Here is an 18,047-nt window from a genome sequence, read left to right as displayed (position 1 = left end):
ATTTCTAAACCAACATTAAACGAGGGGGAACCATGTTTGGTATTTATCGCGGACGACGCCTGGCGTTATACATTGTCGCAGCCATTGTTATTGCCACGTTAATTGGTTATAGCACCTATACATTTGTAAAATTATTTTCCTGATAAAGACGTTTATTTACATAACGCGATATTAATATAAATGCCGGGTCGTATTTTGTTATTTATCCGCTAAATAATATCCTCGTTTTATTCAATAACGTCTGAATCGCTGATATTGCTTTACGTTACAGGATGCCGGACAATGACATTTTTAACTGACGATTAACATTACGATGAAACACCCGCTAGAATCGCTGCTTACGGCAGGCGGCATTTTATTGCTGGCCCTGCTCTCCTGCCTGCTGTTACCCGCGCCGTCGCTGGGTCTGGTGCTGGCGCAGAAGCTGGTTCAGACCTTTCACATGGTCGATCTGAACCAGCTTTACACCATTCTGTTCTGCGTGTGGTTTTTACTGCTGGGTGCCATCGAATTCTTCGTCCTGCGTTTCGTCTGGCGCCGCTGGTTTTCACTGGCCTCGTAAGCCAATAAAAAAACCGGGTGGCGACTTCGCCTTACCCGGCCTGTGATGGCAATTTTCCAGACCCGCCAGGGCGGAAAACAGCTCAGTGCGCCTGACTGTGGTTCTCCTTGCGGTACGCACCAGGCGGCTGGTTGAACGTCCGGGTGAAGATACGGGTAAACGTCTGCTGCGAGTCAAACCCGTAACGCAGGCAGATGTCGTAGACCCGAGCGTCGGACTCACGCAGATCGCGCGCCGCCAGCAGCAGCTTGCGCTCACGGATATAACGCCCCAGACTCTCCCCTTTGTACTGCATAAACAACCGCTGCAGGTGCCACTTCGAGTAGCCCGCGTGGCGGGCAATCTCTTCTATACGTAATGGCTGGTGCAGATTGTCGTCGATCCATTCGACGATAGTGTCGATGACTTGAGCGGAAATGGTCATGCTGCTGTCCCCCTCTGCTTCTCGCTTAAACATTATTCCCACCACGCGCGAAAGGTTTGCGTGGCGTCATTCACCCGGACGGGCTCGCCCAGCGCCGGTGTCAATAGCCGATAGTTTTTATCCTTGCTGGCTTTAGCCAGCTGGATCAGCGGATCGTTCCACGTATGTTTCGCCAGCACGAAGCGTCCGTTATGCCCGGGCACTACGGCTTTCGCGTTCAGATCCACAGAGGCCTGCGCCGTTTCCTCCGGCAGCATGTGGATGTACTTCCAGTCCTGGTCGTACTGGCCGTTTTCCATGATGGCGACATCCACGCCATCAAACTGCTCGCCGATGGCCTTAAAGTGCGGGCCGTAGCCGGAGTCCCCGCTGTAATAAACCTTCTGCTCTGGCGTGACGAACATAAAGCTGCCCCACAGGGTTCGATCGCGCTTGATGCCGCGCCCGGAGAAGTGGCGCGCCGGCAGAACATGCACCGTCAGTTCATCGCTGATGCGTACCGACTGGTTCCAGTCGCGCTCGTCAATAATCTCAGGCTTCATCCCCCAGTAGCGCAGATGGGATCCCACGCCCAGCGGCGTCACCACGCGCTTCACCTTCGGCAGTAGCGCCCTGATGGTGGCGTAATCCAGATGATCGTAGTGATCGTGCGAGATTATCAGCAGGTCGATTTCCGGCATGCTTTCAGCGCGCCACGGGTACTCCCCGGCAAAGGCTTTATTCAGAAACGAGAACGGCGCGGCATAGTTGCTGAGCACCGGGTCAATCAGGATGCGTTTGCCCGCGAGCTGCAGGTACCACGAGGAGTGACCGAGCCACACCAGGGTGTCCTGCTCCAGCGGCAGGCTCGCAAGATCGGTTTTCACCAGCGGCAGCGGCTGGGCCGGGCGCGCGTTTTCGGTTTTTTTGATCAGAAAATCCCACGTCGCGACCAGCATGTTTTTGTCGCCGTTATAACCCGGCGTCGGCAGCGTATTGTGGAATTTCCCCTCGCGATACTGAGGGGAGGCCTCCACTTCGGTGAGCTGCTCACCCTGCGGTGGCTGACCAAATCCGGCATTCAGTACAAACGGTAAACTCGCAGCTGAAGCAATAATCATGATTAACACCACGCAGATGAAGAGAGGTTTTTTCATATCCAGACCCGAAAACGCGCCCCATCCGATAGTTTGCGCGGGGTAAACTTGATTATGAGTGAGTAAGCACTCATTATAGATATGATGATAAAGTCGTCAAGACGTTTTCGATCTTTGACATTCCGCGTTGCAGCGTGTCAAAGCACGTGTTTCAATCAGGGTTTTTATAATTGACAGGGGGAAAAATTTAGTGGCACGTCCGAAGAGTGAAGATAAAAAACAGGCCTTACTGGAAGCCGCAACGGTGGCATTTGCACAGTCAGGTATTGCCGCCTCAACGTCGTTAATCGCCCGTAACGCGGGCGTCGCCGAAGGGACCCTGTTTCGCTACTTTCCCACTAAAGACGATCTGCTGAATGCCCTCTATCTGCACCTGAAGCAGGATCTCTGCCAGGCCATGCTGGCAAACCTCGATCGCACCATCACGCTGCCCAAAGAACATACCCGCAATATCTGGAACAGCTACGTGGACTGGGGTATTCGTAACCCCGTTTCTCATGCGGCTATCCGCCAGATCGGCGTCAGTGAAAAGCTGAGCGCCGAAACGGAACAGGCGGTGAAAGAGATGTTCCCGGAACTCCATGAACTGTGCCGCCGCTCGGTGCGTCAGGTGTTTATGTCAGATGAATTTAAAACGTTTGGCGATGCGCTTTTCTTATCGCTGGCCGAATCCACGATGGAATTTGCCACTCGCGACCCTTCCCGCGCCGTTGATTTTAAAGCGCTCGGTTTTGAAGTGATGTGGCGCGGGCTGGCCCAGGAAGAGAGCGATGGACAGTAAATCCTTGCAGGAGCACGCAATGCGCGTGGCCCTTGAGTTGCCCTTCACCGAACACTGCTGGCCGTTTGGGCCGGAGTTTGATGTGTTTAAAGTGGGCGGAAAGATTTTCATGATCGTCGCGGTCGCGCACGGGCGACCGCACGTCAGCCTGAAGTCAGACCCGGAGAAATCACTGTTAAATCAGCAGATCTATCGCGGGATAGAGCCGGGTTACCATCTGAGTAAAAAGCACTGGATTTCCCTTTACGGCACTGACGACGTGACGCCGGAACTGGTTACCGACCTCATTAATGATTCGTGGAATCTGGTGGTGGATAAGCTGCCGAAAAAAGACCAGAAGTGGATCCGGCCGGTCTGATTGTTCGTCTGAGACGAACAGATTAAGCGCTCGAATTGCACTTATCTTTTTCCGCGTCCCGCTGTAATCTGCATTCCTTTCGCGCCCGCGAGCGGGCGAATTTCATCACCAGGAGTTGTTATGGATATCATTTCTGTCGCCCTGAAACGCCACTCTACCAAGGCGTTCGACGCAAGCAAAAAACTGACCGCGGAAGAAGCGGAAAAAATCAAAACCCTGCTGCAGTACAGCCCGTCCAGCACCAACTCCCAGCCGTGGCACTTCATTGTAGCCAGCACCGAGGAAGGAAAAGCGCGCGTGGCAAAATCCGCCGCGGGCACCTATGTGTTCAACGAACGCAAAATGCTGGATGCGTCCCACGTGGTGGTGTTCTGCGCGAAAACCGCGATGGATGACGCCTGGCTGGAGCGCGTCGTGGATCAGGAAGAGGCCGATGGCCGTTTCAACACGCCGGAAGCCAAAGCCGCAAACCATAAGGGCCGCACCTACTTCGCCGACATGCACCGCGTGGATCTGAAAGATGACGACCAGTGGATGGCGAAGCAGGTTTACCTGAACGTCGGTAACTTCCTGCTGGGCGTGGGCGCGATGGGCCTGGACGCGGTACCGATTGAAGGTTTCGACGCCGCCATTCTCGACGAAGAATTTGGCCTGAAAGAGAAAGGCTTTACCAGCCTGGTGGTGGTACCGGTTGGGCACCACAGCGTGGAAGATTTCAACGCCACGCTGCCGAAGTCTCGCCTGCCCCTGAGCACGATTGTAACTGAGTGCTGATCCTTTGTGGCACGCTGGGTTCCGGCGTGCCTGTTTTCACTACCGTATACTCCCGTTGTGTATAGATGCATCCGTTAGCAGGCAAATAATTTGTAACAGCACAGAAATACTCACATCAGAAATTTCGCATACAATTTTTGGTAATGACTCCAACTTACTGATAGTGTTTTATGTTCAGATAATGCCCGATGACTTTGTCATGCAGCTCCACCGATTTTGAGAACGACAGTGACTTCCTGCCCAGCCTTGCCAGATGCTGCCTCAGATTCAGGTTATGCCGCTCAATGCGCTGCGTATATCGCTTGCTGATAACGTGCAGTTCTCCCTTCAGGCGTGATTCATACAGCGGCCAGCCATCCGTCATCCATACCACGACCTCAAAGGCCGACAGCAGGCCCAGAAGACGCTCCAGCGTGGCCAACGTGCGTTCACCGAATACGTGCGCCACAACCGTCCTCCGTATCCTGTCATACGCGTAAAACAACCAGCGCTGGCGTGATTTAGCGCCGACGTAACCCCACTGTTCGTCCATTTCCGCGCAAACAATGACGTCACTGCCCGGTTGTATGCGTGAGTTTACCGACTGCGGCCTGAGTTTTTTAAGTGTCGTAAAATCGTGTTGAGGCCAACGCCCATAATGCGTGCACTGGCGCGACATCCGACGCCATTCATGGCCATATCAATGATTTTCTGATGCGTACCGGGTTGAGAAGCGGTGTAAGTGAACTGTAGCTGCCATGTTTTACGGCAGTGAGAGCAGAGATAGCGCTGATGTCCGGCAGTACTTTTACCGTTACGCACCACGCCTTCAGTAGCTGAACAGGAGGGACAGCTGATAGAAACAGAAGCCACTGGAGCACCTCAAAAACACCATCATACACTAAATCAGTAAGTTGGCACCATTACCGGGAACGCTAACCCTGCAAATCCTGCCTGGACGCGTCAGTGATGTCATTATTCAGGATCAAAGCGGGCTCCCCGTTCATCGCTGGAATAACGTCCCGCAAGCACCGGGCGATCTCCTCGATTTACGCGGTCTGGAACAGGGGCTGGAAAACCTGCAGCGTATTCCCGGTTCGCAGGCGAGTATTCGTCTGATGCCGGGGGAAAATCCTGGCGATACCCGCGTAGAGATCAAGCGCGACAAGCGTAAAGCCTGGCGACTGGGCAGCTGGTTTGATGATTCCGGTAGTAAATATACCGGACGGTATCAGGGGGGTCTGGCGCTATATCTGGATAACCCCACCTCGCTCAACGATATGTTTTATGCAGCGTATGGCGGTGGTTTCAAAAATGAAAACGGCAAGCGTAACGATAATAGCTCGGCGTTTTACTCCGTTCCCTGGGGATACTGGGCGCTGGAACTTTATGCCAGCCAGTACAGAACGACGCAGACTATCCATAGCGGTGATTTTCACTACCGGTACAGTAGCGATGAAAAGTTAATGACCGCCGCGCTTAACCGTGTGGTTTACCGCAGCGCGAGCCAGAAAACCACGCTGGGCTTTAAAGGGATTAAGCGTGATTCCCGCTACGATCTTAACGACGTGGAAGTGGAGGTTCAGCACCGGGACACCAGCAGCTGGCAGCTTAGCCTGGAGCATTTAGCCTATCTTCCATTCGGCCAGCTTACGGCAAGCCTCGGTTATCAACATGCCGCACCCTGGTTTGGTGAAGAAGCCGATGCCGAAGAGATGGTGGGCAGCGCCGACGCACAGGCGCGCATCATTACGCTGAGTGCAGACGGTACTTTCCCGTTCAAGCTGGGCAAGTTCGCCCTCAGCTATGAGCCGCATTTCAAGCAACAGACCACTCCGGACAGGCTGACCCAGCCCGATAAGTTCACCATCGGCAACCGCTGGACGGTGCGCGGCTTTGACGGAGAGTCCTCATTGTATGCCGACAAAGGCTGGTATCTGCGTAATGATATCAATCTGAATCTGCCGGTATGGGGAATGCAGCCGTATATTGGCGCAGACTATGGCGAAGTCAGCGGCTCAGAAAATGATTACTGGAGCGGGGAGCACATTGCCGGTGCGGTCGCAGGCGTACGTGGGGTAAAAGGCCATCTGGGTTATGACCTTTTTGCGGGTGTGCCTCTGGCAAAACCGGATGAGATGCATACCAGTCCCGTCACGCTTGGATTTTCGGTGCAATGGCAGTACTGAGGGCAGAGTGAAAAATTAGCACTTTCGGGCGATGAGTATTACGTTCGGCTTTTTTCTGCCAGCCATTCCATCGCTCGCTCCCCCGCCTCATCCACCGGCAGATACACCAGAAGCCGCGACCCGTTTCGCGGCGCGGAGTACCAGTACATCTGCTGCAGCGTAAAATCCCCCAGCTCGGGATGGGTAAACAGCTTGAGCTGGTTCTCCACGCCGCGCACGTCGTTGCGCTGGTGCCACAGGGTTTTGAACTCTTCGGACACCGCAAAGAAGCGCGCCAGCTTGGCCTCCCACAGCGGGTCACCCCGATGCTCGGCCATCGCCGCGCGGAAATAGGAGACAAATGTGGGCAGCACATCGTCACGTCTGCCGAGACGCGCGCGCCACGCCGGGTGGGTAAGGAACAGGTAAATACAGTTGCGGTCTTCCGGCGGGATTTCATTGAAATCGACGCCCATCAGGTGCCCGAAGCTGTCGTTCCACGCCACGATGTCGAAATTCGGTTTCTGAATGCTGGCGGGTTTAGGCATAAGCGTATCCAGCAGGCGCCGCGTGCCCTCGCTGATGCCCTCGCAGCAGACCGCCTGCGGCGCTTCACCCGGCGGCAACCCGGCTAACACAAACAGGTGTCGGGCCTCGGTCGGGGTGCACTGTAGCGCTTTTGCCACAGCGGCCATCACCGCGCTCGACGGATTGACGTCCCTGCCCTGCTCCAGCCACGTGTACCAGGTCACGCCCACGTCAGCGAGCATCGCCACCTCTTCCCGGCGCAGGCCCGGCGTGCGGCGGCGACCGCTGCGCGGCAGGCCGAGACGCTGCGGATCGAGGCTTTCACGTCGTGCGCGTAAAAATGCCCCCAGCTGTTTTCGGGTGTCATCCTGAAGTGAGACGACGGGTTCAGACATCAAGGCCATAAATCCCCCTGCATGGTAGTGCCAGTACCAGTATAAGCAAGAACTGGTACCCGTTTATCAGATGGTTGATGCTACGACCATCTGATGAATGACGCAATGGAGTTACCATGAATACGTCAGTTGTTTCACCGGGCCGCGCTGGCCTGATATTGCTGCTAACCGGCCAGATGCTGCCGATGATTGATACCTCAATCACCAACGTGGCGCTGGACGCCATCACCCACTCGCTGAACGCCACCGCCACCGAGCTGGAGCTGATAGTCGCCCTCTACGGCGTGGCCTTCGCCGTCTGCCTCGCGCTCGGCAGCAAGCTGGGGGATAACTTTGGCCGTCGGCGTCTGTTCATGTGGGGCGTCGCGAGCTTTGGCCTGGCCTCGCTGCTCTGCGGGATGGCGGGGAACATTGAACAGCTACTGGCCGCGCGCATCGTTCAGGGGGCGGGAGCCGCACTGATCGTGCCGCAAATTCTTGCCACCCTGCACGTGACGCTGAAAGGTACGGCGCACGCTAAAGCCATCAGCCTGTTTGGCGGCATCGGTGGGATTGCGTTTATCGTCGGGCAAATGGGCGGCGGCTGGCTGGTGTCGGCGGATATCGCCGGGCTGGGCTGGCGTAACGCCTTCTTCATCAACGTGCCGATCTGTCTGGTGGTGCTGGCGCTGAGTCGCCATTTCGTACCCGAAACCCGTCGCGAGACGCCATCACGCATCGACTGGACCGGAACCGTGCTGCTGGCGATCATTCTTTGCTGCCTGCTGTTCCCGATGGCGCTCGGCCCCCAGTGGCACTGGTCGTGGCCGCTGAAGGTTATGCTTGTCGCCATTATTCCGCTGGGCTGGCTGACGGCGCTGAATGCGCGCAAAAAGGAGCGTGAGAACGCCCACCCGCTGATCCCGCCGCGCCTGCTGCAGCTTCGCAGCGTTCGCTTTGGCATACTGATTGCGATGCTCTTTTTCAGCGTCTGGTCCGGGTTTATGTTCTGTATGGCGCTGACCATGCAAACCGGTCTGGGGATGGCACCGTGGCAGTCGGGAAACAGTTTTATCGCGCTGGGCGTAACTTACTTTATTTCGGCGTGGTTCGCGCCGCGGCTGATTGCTCGCTACAGCACCAGTACCATTCTGCTGACCGGTCTGGCGATCCAGATTGCCGGCCTGCTGGCGCTGATCGCCACGTTCCGCGTCTGGGGAATGGAGAATACCGCCCTGACGCTGGCACCCGCAACCGGGCTGGTCGGCTACGGGCAGGCGCTGATCGTGAACAGCTTCTACCGCATCGGGATGCGCGATATTCAGCCTGACGACGCGGGGGCCGCGAGCGCCATTCTCAGCACGCTGCAGCAGGCCGCGCTGGGGCTTGGCCCGGCCATTTTTGGCGCGATTTTGCTCCACGCGCTGCAGAACCATCACGGGGATTACACCCAGGCGGTGAACGTCTTCCTGATGGTGGAAACGGCGATGATGGTGGTGCTTGCCCTGGCGACGCTGCGCATCCGCCATCGCCTGTGCCTGCCGATGGTAAAGGTCTGCCAGGCCACCAAATAAGCCCGTGAATTTGCATAATAGATCCGCAGCCGCCATTATGGGGCTGCATCAATACAGGAGACGTTATGCAGGAATTAATTGCTCAGATTGAAGAGTTAGGCATTGAAATTAATCACACCACCTCTTTAGTGATTATCTTTGGTATTATTTTTCTTACCGCCATTATCGTTCATTTTATTCTGCACAAAGTGGTGCTTCGCGCTTTCGAAAAACGTGCGCAGGCCAGCAGCCATTTGTGGCTGCAGATCATCACCCAGAATAAATTATTTCACCGTCTGGCCTTCACCCTTCAGGGGATAATCGTCAACGTCCAGGCGGTACTGTGGCTGCAAAAAGGCAGCGAAGCGGCGGAAATTCTCACGACATGTGCAAAGCTGTGGGTCATGGTGTATGCCCTGCTCTCCTTCTTCTCGCTGCTGGACGTGATTTTTAATCTGTCGCAGAAAATGGCCACCGCTTCACAGCTGCCGCTGAAGGGGATCTTCCAGGGCATCAAGCTGGTGAGCGCCATCCTGGTGGGGATATTGATTATCTCCCTGCTGATCGGCCAGTCTCCGGCGATTCTGATAAGCGGTCTCGGCGCCATGGCCGCCGTGCTGATGCTGGTGTTTAAAGACCCGATACTCGGACTGGTGGCGGGGATTCAGCTCTCCGCCAACGACATGCTCAAGCTCGGCGACTGGCTGGAGATGCCGAAATACGGTGCCAACGGCACGGTGACGGACATCGGCCTGACAACCGTGAAAGTACGCAACTTCGATAATACGATTACGACCATTCCGACGTGGGCCCTGGTCTCTGACGCCTTTATCAACTGGAGCGGCATGTCTGCCTCCGGCGGGCGACGCATTAAGCGCAGCCTGAATATTGATACCACCAGCATTCATTTTCTCGACGAGCAGGAGCAGCAAAAACTTATTCAGGCGAAGCTGCTGAAGCCCTATCTGGCCGCGCGACATGAGGAAATTAACCTGTGGAATCAGAAGAACGGTGAAGGGGAGTCGGTATTAAACCTGCGTAAGATGACCAATATTGGCACCTTCCGCGCCTACCTGAATGAATATCTGCGCAACCATCCGCGTATTCGCAAAGATATGACGCTGATGGTGCGCCAGCTAGCGCCTGATGCGAATGGTTTGCCGATTGAAATATATGCCTTCATCAATACGGTGGTCTGGGCAGAATATGAAGAGATTCAGGCCGACATCTTCGACCATATTTTCGCGGTGGTGGATGAATTTGGGCTGCGTATTCACCAGTCCCCGACCGGGAACGATATTCGATCCCTGGCGGGCGTTATCGCCAGATAATCTGTTTCGGACACCGGGCGCGAAGGCAAGTGCGGTCTGGTGCCCTCACCCCGGCCCTCTCCCGCAGGGAGAGGGCGAAAACCGCGCTACTTTTTGCGGGAAAGCTTAAACGCTACAAACAGGAAGATAACCCATACCGGCAGCAGCATCGCCGAAAGGCGCATTTCATCCATGGTGCACATCAGCACCAGAATCAGCCCCAGGAACGCGATACAGATGTAGTTCCCCGCCGGATAAAGCAGCGCTTTGAACTGCGTCTCGCGTCCCTTGCGGCGCATCGCGGCGCGAAAGCGCAGGTGCGCCAGGCAAATCATGATCCAGTTCAGCAGCAGCGTGGCGACAACCAGCGCCATCAGCAGGCCAAAGGCCTCTTTCGGCAGCAGATAGTTAATCAGCACCACCAGCGAGGTGATAGCGCCGGAAAGGAACAAGGAATTCACCGGCACGCCGCGACGGCTGACGCGGGTGAGGAACTTCGGCGCGTTGCCCTGCACGGAGAGGCCGAACAGCATGCGGCTGTTGGAGTAAACGCCGCTGTTATAGACCGACAGAGACGCCACCAGAATAACGAAGTTCAGCGCCGAGGCCACCAGGTTACTGTTCATGTCATGGAAAATCATCACGAACGGACTGCTGTCGGACTTCACTTCCACCCACGGATAGAGCGCCAGCAGCACCACCAGCGAGCCGATATAGAACAGCAGAATCCGGTACACGACCTGGTTGACCGCTTTGGGAATGCTTTTATGCGGGTCGCGCGCTTCCGCAGCGGTAATGCCAATCAGCTCGAGTCCACCGAAGGAGAACATGATCACTGCCAGGGAGAGAATCAGCCCTTTCCAGCCGGTCGCCAGGAAGCCGCCGTGCTGCCACAGGTTGTCGATAGTGGCCCGCTCGCCGCCGTGGCCGGAGAACAGCAGCCACAGGCCAAAGCCGATCATCCCGATAATCGCCAGCACCTTGATCAGCGCAAACCAGAACTCCGTTTCGCCATACAGGCGCACGTTGACGAGGTTAACGGCGTTAATAATGATGAAGAAGGCCGCCGCCCAGATCCACGTCGGCACGTCCGGCAGCCAGTACTGCATGTAAATGCCTGCGGCGGTCAGCTCCGCCATTCCCACCAGCACGAACATAACCCAGTAGTTCCAGCCGGACAGGAAGCCTGCAAACGGGCCCCAGTATTTATAAGCAAAGTGCGCGAAGGAGCCTGAAACCGGCTCTTCAACGACCATCTCGCCAAGCTGGCGCATGATCAGGAAGGCGATAATCCCGGCGATACCGTAACCCAGCAGAACCGCCGGGCCAGCCATCTGAATAGCGGGGCCGATGCCGAGAAACAGTCCGGTACCGATCGCGCCGCCAAGGGCAATTAACTGAATATGTCGATTTTGCAAACCACGTTGCAGCGTCGGATTCTGATCCGACGAGGCTTCAGCGCTACCATGGCCTGAAGCGGATGACGCGTCTTTCACGTCCTACCCCTGTCTCTTTTTTAGAAGGGGCACGTTTTAACACTTCATGCTGGAGGTAGCAAGGGATTGGGGCATCCCTGCCCCGGATAACGAGATGGAACGCTTAAAACGCGTAGCCAACCGAGACCTTAAAGGTGCGCGGTTCGCCCTGCGTAATATAGGTACCGGAGTCGTCCACGCTGGCCCAGTAGTTTTCATTGGTCACGTTGTCGATGCCCGCGCGAACCGTCATCTGGTTTTCATTGTGGTTTACCGCGAAGCGATAGCGCATCCCCAGATCCAGCGTGGTGTAGCTGTCCAGCTTTTTGGTGTTTGCCAGATCAGCGTACTGCACGCCGGAATGGTTCACGCGGGCGGTCGCGGTCAGGCCGTCAACCGGCTTGATGTCGTACTCTGCGCCCACTACCGCGTAAAAGTTTGGAATACCGATCGCATCGTTGCCCTGATTCACACCATTTTTGGTTTTGGTCAGCTCGGCCTGCAGCCAGGTGGCGCTGGCGTTCAGGCGCATCCCCAGCGCGGGCTCGCCGAAGACGTTCAGCTCAACGCCACGGTTTCGCTGCTCGGCGTCCAGGCCGTAGTGGCCGCTGTCGTCGAGGATCGCCGACGGCATTTTGATCTCAAACAGCGCAAGCGATCCGCCCACGCGGCCGAAGTCGGCCTTCACGCCCACTTCGTTCTGCTTAGAGTGAACGATACCGGTGCTCTGGCCATAGTTGGTGGCGGTGTTAGGCGCGGTTTTGCCCGGCTGCAGCGCTTCGGTGTGGTTTGCATAGAGGGAGATCGCCTCCCACGGCTTGTAGACCACGCCGTAGGTGGGCATCCAGCGGCTGCCGTCGAAGCCGTCCGCCGCGTTTTCCGCACCGGTGACTTTGTTATACCCGCGAACGACCACCTTCTGATGGCGCGCGCCTGCGGTGAAGAGCAGCTTGTCGTCCAGCACGCCCAGCGTATCGCTCAGCAGCCAGCCCTGGGTACGGGTGCGCCCGCTGGTCAGCGGATCGCTGTACTTTCCGCCGGAACCGTTGAGGTTGGTGCTGTCCGGCATATCGACGCCGGTATTGTGATAGATGTTGGTGGTCGGATTATCCTTCGTCGCCGACATTTTCCACGCGATTTTTTCGTTCTTTGTCATCGCCGAATAGCCAACGTTGACCTTGTGCGAGACGAATCCCGTAGTGAAGTTCCCGCGAACGCCCGCCATGCCGCTGACGGAATCGCTGATGCGGTTGGTATCAAGACGGCTGACCGTTGCCTTGCCGCTTTTATCCACCAGCTTCGGCGCGCTGTAGATCCCTTCCTCATGCGCGTGCTGCGCGCCCAGACCGGTATAGGCCGTCCAGCCGTCGGTGATGTCGTACTCGCTGCGCCACATCCCAAATTCGTTTTCGATGTTGCTGTAGGCCCACTTCTGCGAGAAGTTGCGATCGTTTTTCGGCGGCTCGGGCACGAAGTCCACCGCGGAAATATTGACGCTGGTCGGGCTGCCGTGGAAGGTTTTCTTCTGATAGCCGAGATCCAGCGAGGTGCGGAAGCGGTCGCCAGCGTAATCCAGGCCGGTAGAGAGCAGCGTGGTGCGGCGGCGATCGTTCGCAATGCCGGTTTCCCCTTCGCGATGGACCAGGTTCACCCGCGCGCCGAACTGGTCGCTGTCGCCATAGCGACGGCCCGCATCCAGCGTGGTGCCAATCTGGGAATCCGAGGTGTAGTCCACGCCGACTTTCGCCTGCGGGAGTTCGCCCGCGTGTTTTGGCTCAAGGTTGATCATCCCGCCCACGCCGGAGCTTGCCGCGCCGTTCATCAGCGAGTTGGCCCCTTTGAAGATCTCGATGCGGTCAACCATCTGGGTATCCACCACCTGGCGCGGCAGCACGCCGGACAGGCCGCCAAATGTCATGTCGTCGCCGTCGAACTTCAGGCCACGGATGCGGTAGGTCTCCGCGCTGTTGCCGTACCCCTGAACGAACTGCACGCCCGCGTCGTTCGCGACGACATCGGCAATGGTTTTCGCCTGCTGATCTTCCACCAGCTTCGAGGTGTAGCTGATGATGTTGAACGGCACGTCCATGGCGTTTTGCTGGCCCAGCATCCCCATGCGCCCGCCGTTCGCCACCTGTCCGTCAAGAAAGGCAGGTACCAGCTGGTCGCCGCCGGGTTTGAAATCGCTGGCTGGTGCAGCCTGGACAACGAGGGTGTCCTCTTTTTGATCGTCCGCCGCGAAGGCGGAATGTGTCGCCGCGCCAACGGCGAGCGCCAGCAGCGTCTTGTGCATGATGGTGTTGTTCATCGTTAACTCATTTTAAAGTGCGCGCAAAAATGACCCGTTGTCGGGCCTTAGAATATGTTGAATGCAATGCAAATGAGAACTATACGCATTATCTATGCGTTGGCAAGCGTAACCGCGTTCATGAGGAGGTTTGGCGAGAAAAGAGGGGGAACGGCCACCCCGCTTCGGGGGTGGCTGCAATGACGTTATTTTTTCTTGTAGATATTGGCCGTACCGTGAATTTTATTGTTGGTGTTCCCTGACGTGAGCACCAGGACATCCGCGCCTTTCTTATCGGCTTTCTCAATCAGTTCTTTTTTTGCATCATCAACCGATACTTCATTCGAGGTGTTTACCGTACCGATTTTTTTATATTGAGATGCAACTTTCTTGAACTCGCTTTTAGTGAGCAGCTGTGCAGCAAAAGCATTGGTTGTAAACAGTAACGCCGTTCCCAACAAAATAGCAGTCGTCTTTTTCATAACCTTTTTCCTTGAGATTAATCAGCAACTACGAAAAACCTCACGCAGTGTGGTGAGGTTTTATGAGCATGGTAGAGAATCTCAGGAATTGCCATACGTTCAGGAAAATTCTTTTATAACAACCCGTTGCATGAAATTACTAACGAGTATTAAGAATATTCGAATACCCGCGCGGTGCCAGCAATATCAACGCGTACCGCCGTGCCCGGGTTCCATCCTGGCTGGCTTACGGTCTTCAGAATCACCGGCTGCTGCTGTCCGGCTAATCCCAGGGTGAGCGTCGACAGCTGGCCGGTGAAGTCCACATCAAGAATCGAGATCGGGCTTTCATGCGCTGCACATGCCGTCACGCGTAATTGTTCAGGCCGCATCATTACCCTGCCCTCTCCTGTCGCATGCGCGTTGTCCGTCGGCACTTCGCCCAGCGCGCACACCGCATACCCGGCAGCGAGCCGAGCAGGCAGGATCACGGCATCGCCAAGAAATAGCGCCGTCTCTTCGTCAACGGGACGGGTGTAGACGTCATAAGGCGTGCCGACCTGGGTGAAGCGTCCGGAGCGCATGACGGCAACCTGCGTGGCAAAGGACAACGCTTCGTTCTGATCGTGGGTGACCAGAATCGAGGCCACGCCCGCTTCGGCCAGCAGATCGGCCGTTGCCTTACGCGTCATGGCGCGCAGGCCGGTATCCAGGGCCGAGAACGGTTCATCCAGAAGCATCAGTGAAGGTCGCTGGGCCAGCGCACGGGCAAGCGCCACGCGTTGCTGCTGTCCGCCGGAAATCTCGTGGGGCCAGTGCGTCGCGAGCTGCCTGTCCAGAGAAACCATCTCCATCAGCGCCTCAACGCGCTGGCGCTTTTCGTGGCGGGTGCCGTCCAGCCCCCAGGCAATGTTGTCCGCCACGTTGAGGTGCGGGAACAGCGCGCCCTCCTGAGGCACAAAACCGATCCGGCGCAGGTGGGCGGGAACAAAACTGTTTTCATCGAACAGCGTTCTCCCCTGCATGACAATGCGCCCGGTGTCAGGCGTTTCGAACCCGGCAAGAATACGCAGCAGCGTGGTTTTCCCCGACCCGGACGGCCCGACAATCGCCGTCCTGCTCCCCGGCGCCACGCTCAGGTTTAAGCTGTCGAGCACCTGCACATCAGAAAACGATTTAGAAATGGCGGTTAATTCAAGCATGTCATAGCCCTGCAATTTTTTTCGACTGCATATAGAGAATGGCGGTCAGCGGGAGTGAAATCAGGATCATCAGCATCGCGTAAGGCGCGGCGGCAACATAGTCAATTTCACTGGTCAGCGCCCAGAATCCGGTGGACAGCGTGCGCGTGCCCAGCGGAGAGAGCAACAGCGTGGCGGTTAACTCGTTGCTGACGCCGAGGAAAACCAGCGCGGCCCCTGCCGCCGCACCCGGCGCGGCCAGCCGCATCGTGACGCTCCAGAGCGCCTTCGCGGGCGTGCTGCCCAGGCTGCGCGCCACGTTTTCCAGCTCAACCGGCGCCTGCGCAATCCCCGCCCGCAGGTTGATGAGCGCGCGGGGCATAAACATCAGCAGGTAGGCCAGGAACAGGGTAATTTCCGTCTGGTAAATGGGACGGGCGTAATGAATGGTGACGGTGACCAGCGCCAGCGCCGTGACGATGCCCGGCAGCGAACTGGTGATATAGATGCACCCTTCCAGCATCCGGAAGATGCGGTGCGGATAGCGAATTCCCAGCCACGCGATGGGGATCACGCACGCGGTCGTCAGAAGCGCACCGCCCACGCCGAGCATCAGCGTCTGGCGCAGCGAATGCCAGAGATCGGCGCTCATCCAGTTTTGCACGCCGCCGAGCCAAATCCAGCGACACATGACAATTAGCGGCACGCCCAGCGCCAGCACGATCAGCACGATGAAAAACAGCTGGCCCAGCGCGGCAGCCGCAGGCTTCAGCGGCCAGCGTTTCTGCTCGCGCGCGGCCCCGGCGCCAATGCGCGCGTAGCGTGCTTTTCCGCGCGTCACGCCTTCCAGTATTAATATGGCCAGACAGCACAAGGCCAGCACGCCCGCCAGCATGTTCGCCGCCGGGCCGCTGAAGGTAGACTGGAACTGGTCATAAATTGCCGTGGTGAAGGTATCAAAGCGGATCATCACGTACAGGCCATATTCCGCCAGCAGGTGCAGCGCCACCAGCAGCGCGCCGCCGCAGATAGCCAGCTTGAGCTGGGGCAGCACCACGCGGAAAAAGACCCACCACGGCGGTGTACCCAGCGAAGCGGCGACATCTTCAAGCGTCGGGTCAAGGCGACGCAGCACCGCCGCAACCGGCATATAGATAAACGGATAGTAGGCAAGAACCGAGAGGAACACGCCCGCGGAGAGCCCGTGCATGGACGGGACAACGCTCACCCAGGCATAGCTTTGCACAAACGCGGGGATCGCCAGCGGGGCGACCGCCAGTGCGGACCAGATCCCTCGCCCGGCAAGCTGCGTGCGCTCCGTGAGCCAGGCGATTGCCACTCCCGTCACGATACACAGCGGAACCGCTAAAGCCGTCAGCCACAGCGTGTTGCTGAGCAGCTCAGCAACACGCGGGCGAAACACCAGCGCCTTAATGGTTTCCCAGCCGGTCTCAATGCCAATGGCAATGATAAAACCCAAAGGCAGAAGCGCCATTAATGAAAACAACACAGCTAACGCAACCATCGGCAGTGCAGGACGCCTGCGGGCAGGCTCCTGCACTCTGTTTTTTCCGATGTCGAGACTCAGACCAGACATAAGACGTTCACTTTACTCTCAGGATCACAGCAGGCCGGCTTGCGTCATCAGCTCGATAACTTTTTTACTGTTAAGCGTTGAAGGTTCAACTTTCGGTGCATCAAGATCTTTCAGCGGGACCAGTTTCGGGTTTGAGGCTGCGTTCACGCCCACTGCATATTCAAAGGCGTTGTTGGTACGCAGGCTTTCCTGGCCTTCTTTACCGGTAATGTATTTGATGAAGGCCTGCGCCTGCGCTTTGTGCTTGCTGGATGCCAGCACGCCGCCGCCAGAGAGGCTCACAAACGCGCCCGGATCCTGATGTTTGAAGTAGTAGAGCTGGGTGTTTTTGCTGTTTTCACCGGTTTTGGACTGATCGACAAAACGGTAGTAGTGATAAATCACGCCGCCATCAATCTGACCGGCATTGACCGCTTTCATCACGGTGCTGTTGCCTTTATAGGCAACGAAATTGGCTTTCATCGCCTTGAGCCATTCCAGCGTGGCCTTCTCGCCTTTCAGCGCCAGCATCGCGCTCACGATGGCCTGGAAATCCGCACCTGACGGTGATGCCGCCCAGCGGCCTTTCCACTCGGGCTTAGCCAGATCCATCAGCGATTTAGGCAGCTGCTGTTCGTTCAGTTTTTCCGGGTTATACACAAATACCGTGCTGCGGGCCGCGATGCCGATCCAGCGACCGTGCGCCGGACGATATTCTGCCGGTACCTGCTTCAGGGTGTCTGCATCCAGCGGCGCAAACAGGTTGGCGTTATCCACCAGCACCATTGACGGCGAGTTCTCCGTCAGGAACACGTCTGCCGGTGACGCGCTGCCTTCCTGAACCAGCTGGTTACCCAGCTCGCTGTCATCACCATTACGCAGAGTGACCTTAATGCCGGTTTCTTTAGTAAAACCGTCAACCCACGACTTCACCAGGTTTTCGTGCTGCGCGTTATAAACAACGATGCCTTCGTTGTTATCGGCCGCAACCGATTGTGTAGAAAGGAAAAGTGATGAAGACAACAAGGCAAGCGAGAAGCAGGACAGCAGGCGAGAATTCATGAACATATCCTTAATAGACCAACGGGATTAACGACTCATAGCTTTGTGGGACAGGATT

At 56.8% G+C, this 18,047-nt stretch carries 16 protein-coding genes and 1 pseudogene; 7 read left to right on the top strand and 10 right to left on the bottom strand.

Features of this window, described 5'->3' with window-relative positions; all coding sequences use genetic code 11:
- Positions 1 to 313: 313 nt before the first annotated feature.
- The gene (locus ACJ69_RS01150) at positions 314 to 562 is read left to right on the top strand and encodes a DUF1158 domain-containing protein (RefSeq protein WP_013097677.1); all 249 of its coding nucleotides are present in this window, start codon (positions 314 to 316) and stop codon (positions 560 to 562) included.
- An 82-nt stretch (positions 563 to 644) separates the two neighbouring features.
- Here the strand turns inward: ACJ69_RS01150 and ACJ69_RS01145 are convergent, their stop codons facing one another.
- Positions 645 to 986, bottom strand: coding sequence for a RamA family antibiotic efflux transcriptional regulator (locus ACJ69_RS01145; RefSeq protein WP_029741711.1), 342 nt, complete (start codon positions 984 to 986; stop codon positions 645 to 647).
- A gap of 32 nt (positions 987 to 1,018) precedes the next feature.
- A complete protein-coding gene (locus ACJ69_RS01140) occupies positions 1,019 to 2,122 on the bottom strand; it encodes an MBL fold metallo-hydrolase (RefSeq protein WP_059346290.1) in 1,104 nt (367 codons plus the stop codon).
- A 190-nt stretch (positions 2,123 to 2,312) separates the two neighbouring features.
- On the opposite strand from ACJ69_RS01140, the gene ACJ69_RS01135 reads away from it, so the two are divergent.
- The 3 genes from ACJ69_RS01135 (at position 2,313) to nfsB (ending at position 4,035) form a co-directional block, all read left to right on the top strand.
- The gene (locus ACJ69_RS01135; protein WP_039264021.1) at positions 2,313 to 2,903 is read left to right on the top strand and encodes a TetR/AcrR family transcriptional regulator; all 591 of its coding nucleotides are present in this window, start codon (positions 2,313 to 2,315) and stop codon (positions 2,901 to 2,903) included.
- Entirely contained in the window at positions 2,893 to 3,261 is a 369-nt protein-coding gene (locus ACJ69_RS01130) for an MmcQ/YjbR family DNA-binding protein (protein WP_032662927.1), read from the top strand. The genes ACJ69_RS01135 and ACJ69_RS01130 overlap by 11 nt, the downstream gene beginning before the upstream one ends.
- A 120-nt stretch (positions 3,262 to 3,381) precedes the next feature.
- Positions 3,382 to 4,035: an oxygen-insensitive NAD(P)H nitroreductase gene (gene nfsB / locus ACJ69_RS01125; protein ID WP_024906901.1), complete on the top strand. Its 654-nt coding sequence runs from the start codon at positions 3,382 to 3,384 to the stop codon at positions 4,033 to 4,035.
- 154 nt (positions 4,036 to 4,189) lie between these two features.
- Here nfsB and ACJ69_RS01120 read toward each other — a convergent pair.
- Positions 4,190 to 4,887 (bottom strand): IS1 family transposase gene (locus tag ACJ69_RS01120; protein WP_223274117.1). Its coding sequence is split into 2 segments (ribosomal slippage): positions 4,190 to 4,638 and positions 4,638 to 4,887, totalling 699 coding nucleotides; the frame shifts between segments, so codons are not numbered across the junction.
- Between the two features lie 56 nt (positions 4,888 to 4,943).
- Here ACJ69_RS01120 and ACJ69_RS01115 point away from each other — a divergent pair.
- Positions 4,944 to 6,203 (top strand): annotated as a pseudogene (locus ACJ69_RS01115) (ShlB/FhaC/HecB family hemolysin secretion/activation protein); the annotation flags it as partial.
- A gap of 38 nt (positions 6,204 to 6,241) precedes the next feature.
- Here ACJ69_RS01115 and ACJ69_RS01110 read toward each other — a convergent pair.
- Positions 6,242 to 7,114, bottom strand: a complete 873-nt coding sequence (locus ACJ69_RS01110) for a helix-turn-helix transcriptional regulator (protein ID WP_059346289.1) — start codon at positions 7,112 to 7,114, stop codon at positions 6,242 to 6,244.
- 107 nt (positions 7,115 to 7,221) lie between these two features.
- Here ACJ69_RS01110 and ACJ69_RS01105 point away from each other — a divergent pair, with 107 nt between their 5' ends.
- Together ACJ69_RS01105 and ACJ69_RS01100 are read left to right on the top strand one after the other, a co-directional pair.
- Positions 7,222 to 8,658: an MFS transporter gene (locus ACJ69_RS01105; RefSeq protein ID WP_059346288.1), complete on the top strand. Its 1,437-nt coding sequence runs from the start codon at positions 7,222 to 7,224 to the stop codon at positions 8,656 to 8,658.
- A gap of 65 nt (positions 8,659 to 8,723) precedes the next feature.
- Positions 8,724 to 9,968 (top strand): mechanosensitive ion channel family protein, encoded by a 1,245-nt coding sequence (locus ACJ69_RS01100; RefSeq protein WP_059346287.1) that lies wholly within the window; start codon positions 8,724 to 8,726, stop codon positions 9,966 to 9,968.
- Between the two features lie 86 nt (positions 9,969 to 10,054).
- Here the strand turns inward: ACJ69_RS01100 and pheP are convergent, their stop codons facing one another.
- The 6 genes from pheP to ACJ69_RS01070 all read right to left on the bottom strand — a co-directional run bounded on the left by pheP (position 10,055) and on the right by ACJ69_RS01070 (position 17,989).
- Positions 10,055 to 11,443: a phenylalanine transporter gene (pheP, locus tag ACJ69_RS01095; RefSeq protein WP_029741065.1), complete on the bottom strand. Its 1,389-nt coding sequence runs from the start codon at positions 11,441 to 11,443 to the stop codon at positions 10,055 to 10,057.
- A 103-nt stretch (positions 11,444 to 11,546) separates the two neighbouring features.
- Positions 11,547 to 13,730 (bottom strand): TonB-dependent receptor, encoded by a 2,184-nt coding sequence (locus ACJ69_RS01090; RefSeq protein WP_059346286.1) that lies wholly within the window; start codon positions 13,728 to 13,730, stop codon positions 11,547 to 11,549.
- Positions 13,731 to 13,915: 185 nt separating this feature from the next.
- Positions 13,916 to 14,191, bottom strand: a complete 276-nt coding sequence (gene yahO, locus ACJ69_RS01085; RefSeq protein ID WP_023310654.1) for a DUF1471 family periplasmic protein YahO — start codon at positions 14,189 to 14,191, stop codon at positions 13,916 to 13,918.
- Between the two features lie 149 nt (positions 14,192 to 14,340).
- Positions 14,341 to 15,372, bottom strand: coding sequence for an ABC transporter ATP-binding protein (locus ACJ69_RS01080; RefSeq protein WP_054830358.1), 1,032 nt, complete (start codon positions 15,370 to 15,372; stop codon positions 14,341 to 14,343).
- Between the two features lies 1 nt (position 15,373).
- Positions 15,374 to 16,948, bottom strand: a complete 1,575-nt coding sequence (locus ACJ69_RS01075) for an ABC transporter permease (RefSeq protein WP_059346285.1) — start codon at positions 16,946 to 16,948, stop codon at positions 15,374 to 15,376.
- A gap of 24 nt (positions 16,949 to 16,972) precedes the next feature.
- Entirely contained in the window at positions 16,973 to 17,989 is a 1,017-nt protein-coding gene (locus ACJ69_RS01070) for an iron ABC transporter substrate-binding protein (RefSeq protein WP_029741061.1), read from the bottom strand.
- Between the last annotated feature and the right edge of the window lie 58 nt (positions 17,990 to 18,047).

The sequence above is a fragment of the Enterobacter asburiae genome, assembly GCF_001521715.1.
In the GTDB taxonomy this organism is placed as follows: Bacteria; Pseudomonadota; Gammaproteobacteria; order Enterobacterales; family Enterobacteriaceae; genus Enterobacter; species Enterobacter asburiae.
This window is presented reverse-complemented; position numbering and strand designations above follow the sequence as displayed.

Coding starts and splice junctions, on each gene's coding strand:
- yahO (WP_023310654.1), bottom strand. CDS start 14,191: ATGAAAAAGACGACTGCTATTTTGTTGGGAACGGCGTTACTGTTTACA.
- ACJ69_RS01105 (WP_059346288.1), top strand. CDS start 7,222: ATGAATACGTCAGTTGTTTCACCGGGCCGCGCTGGCCTGATATTGCTG.
- ACJ69_RS01100 (WP_059346287.1), top strand. CDS start 8,724: ATGCAGGAATTAATTGCTCAGATTGAAGAGTTAGGCATTGAAATTAAT.
- ACJ69_RS01110 (WP_059346289.1), bottom strand. CDS start 7,114: ATGGCCTTGATGTCTGAACCCGTCGTCTCACTTCAGGATGACACCCGA.
- ACJ69_RS01140 (WP_059346290.1), bottom strand. CDS start 2,122: ATGAAAAAACCTCTCTTCATCTGCGTGGTGTTAATCATGATTATTGCT.
- ACJ69_RS01080 (WP_054830358.1), bottom strand. CDS start 15,372: ATGCTTGAATTAACCGCCATTTCTAAATCGTTTTCTGATGTGCAGGTG.
- ACJ69_RS01145 (WP_029741711.1), bottom strand. CDS start 986: ATGACCATTTCCGCTCAAGTCATCGACACTATCGTCGAATGGATCGAC.
- ACJ69_RS01075 (WP_059346285.1), bottom strand. CDS start 16,948: ATGTCTGGTCTGAGTCTCGACATCGGAAAAAACAGAGTGCAGGAGCCT.
- ACJ69_RS01150 (WP_013097677.1), top strand. CDS start 314: ATGAAACACCCGCTAGAATCGCTGCTTACGGCAGGCGGCATTTTATTG.
- ACJ69_RS01090 (WP_059346286.1), bottom strand. CDS start 13,730: ATGAACAACACCATCATGCACAAGACGCTGCTGGCGCTCGCCGTTGGC.
- nfsB (WP_024906901.1), top strand. CDS start 3,382: ATGGATATCATTTCTGTCGCCCTGAAACGCCACTCTACCAAGGCGTTC.
- ACJ69_RS01070 (WP_029741061.1), bottom strand. CDS start 17,989: ATGAATTCTCGCCTGCTGTCCTGCTTCTCGCTTGCCTTGTTGTCTTCA.
- ACJ69_RS01130 (WP_032662927.1), top strand. CDS start 2,893: ATGGACAGTAAATCCTTGCAGGAGCACGCAATGCGCGTGGCCCTTGAG.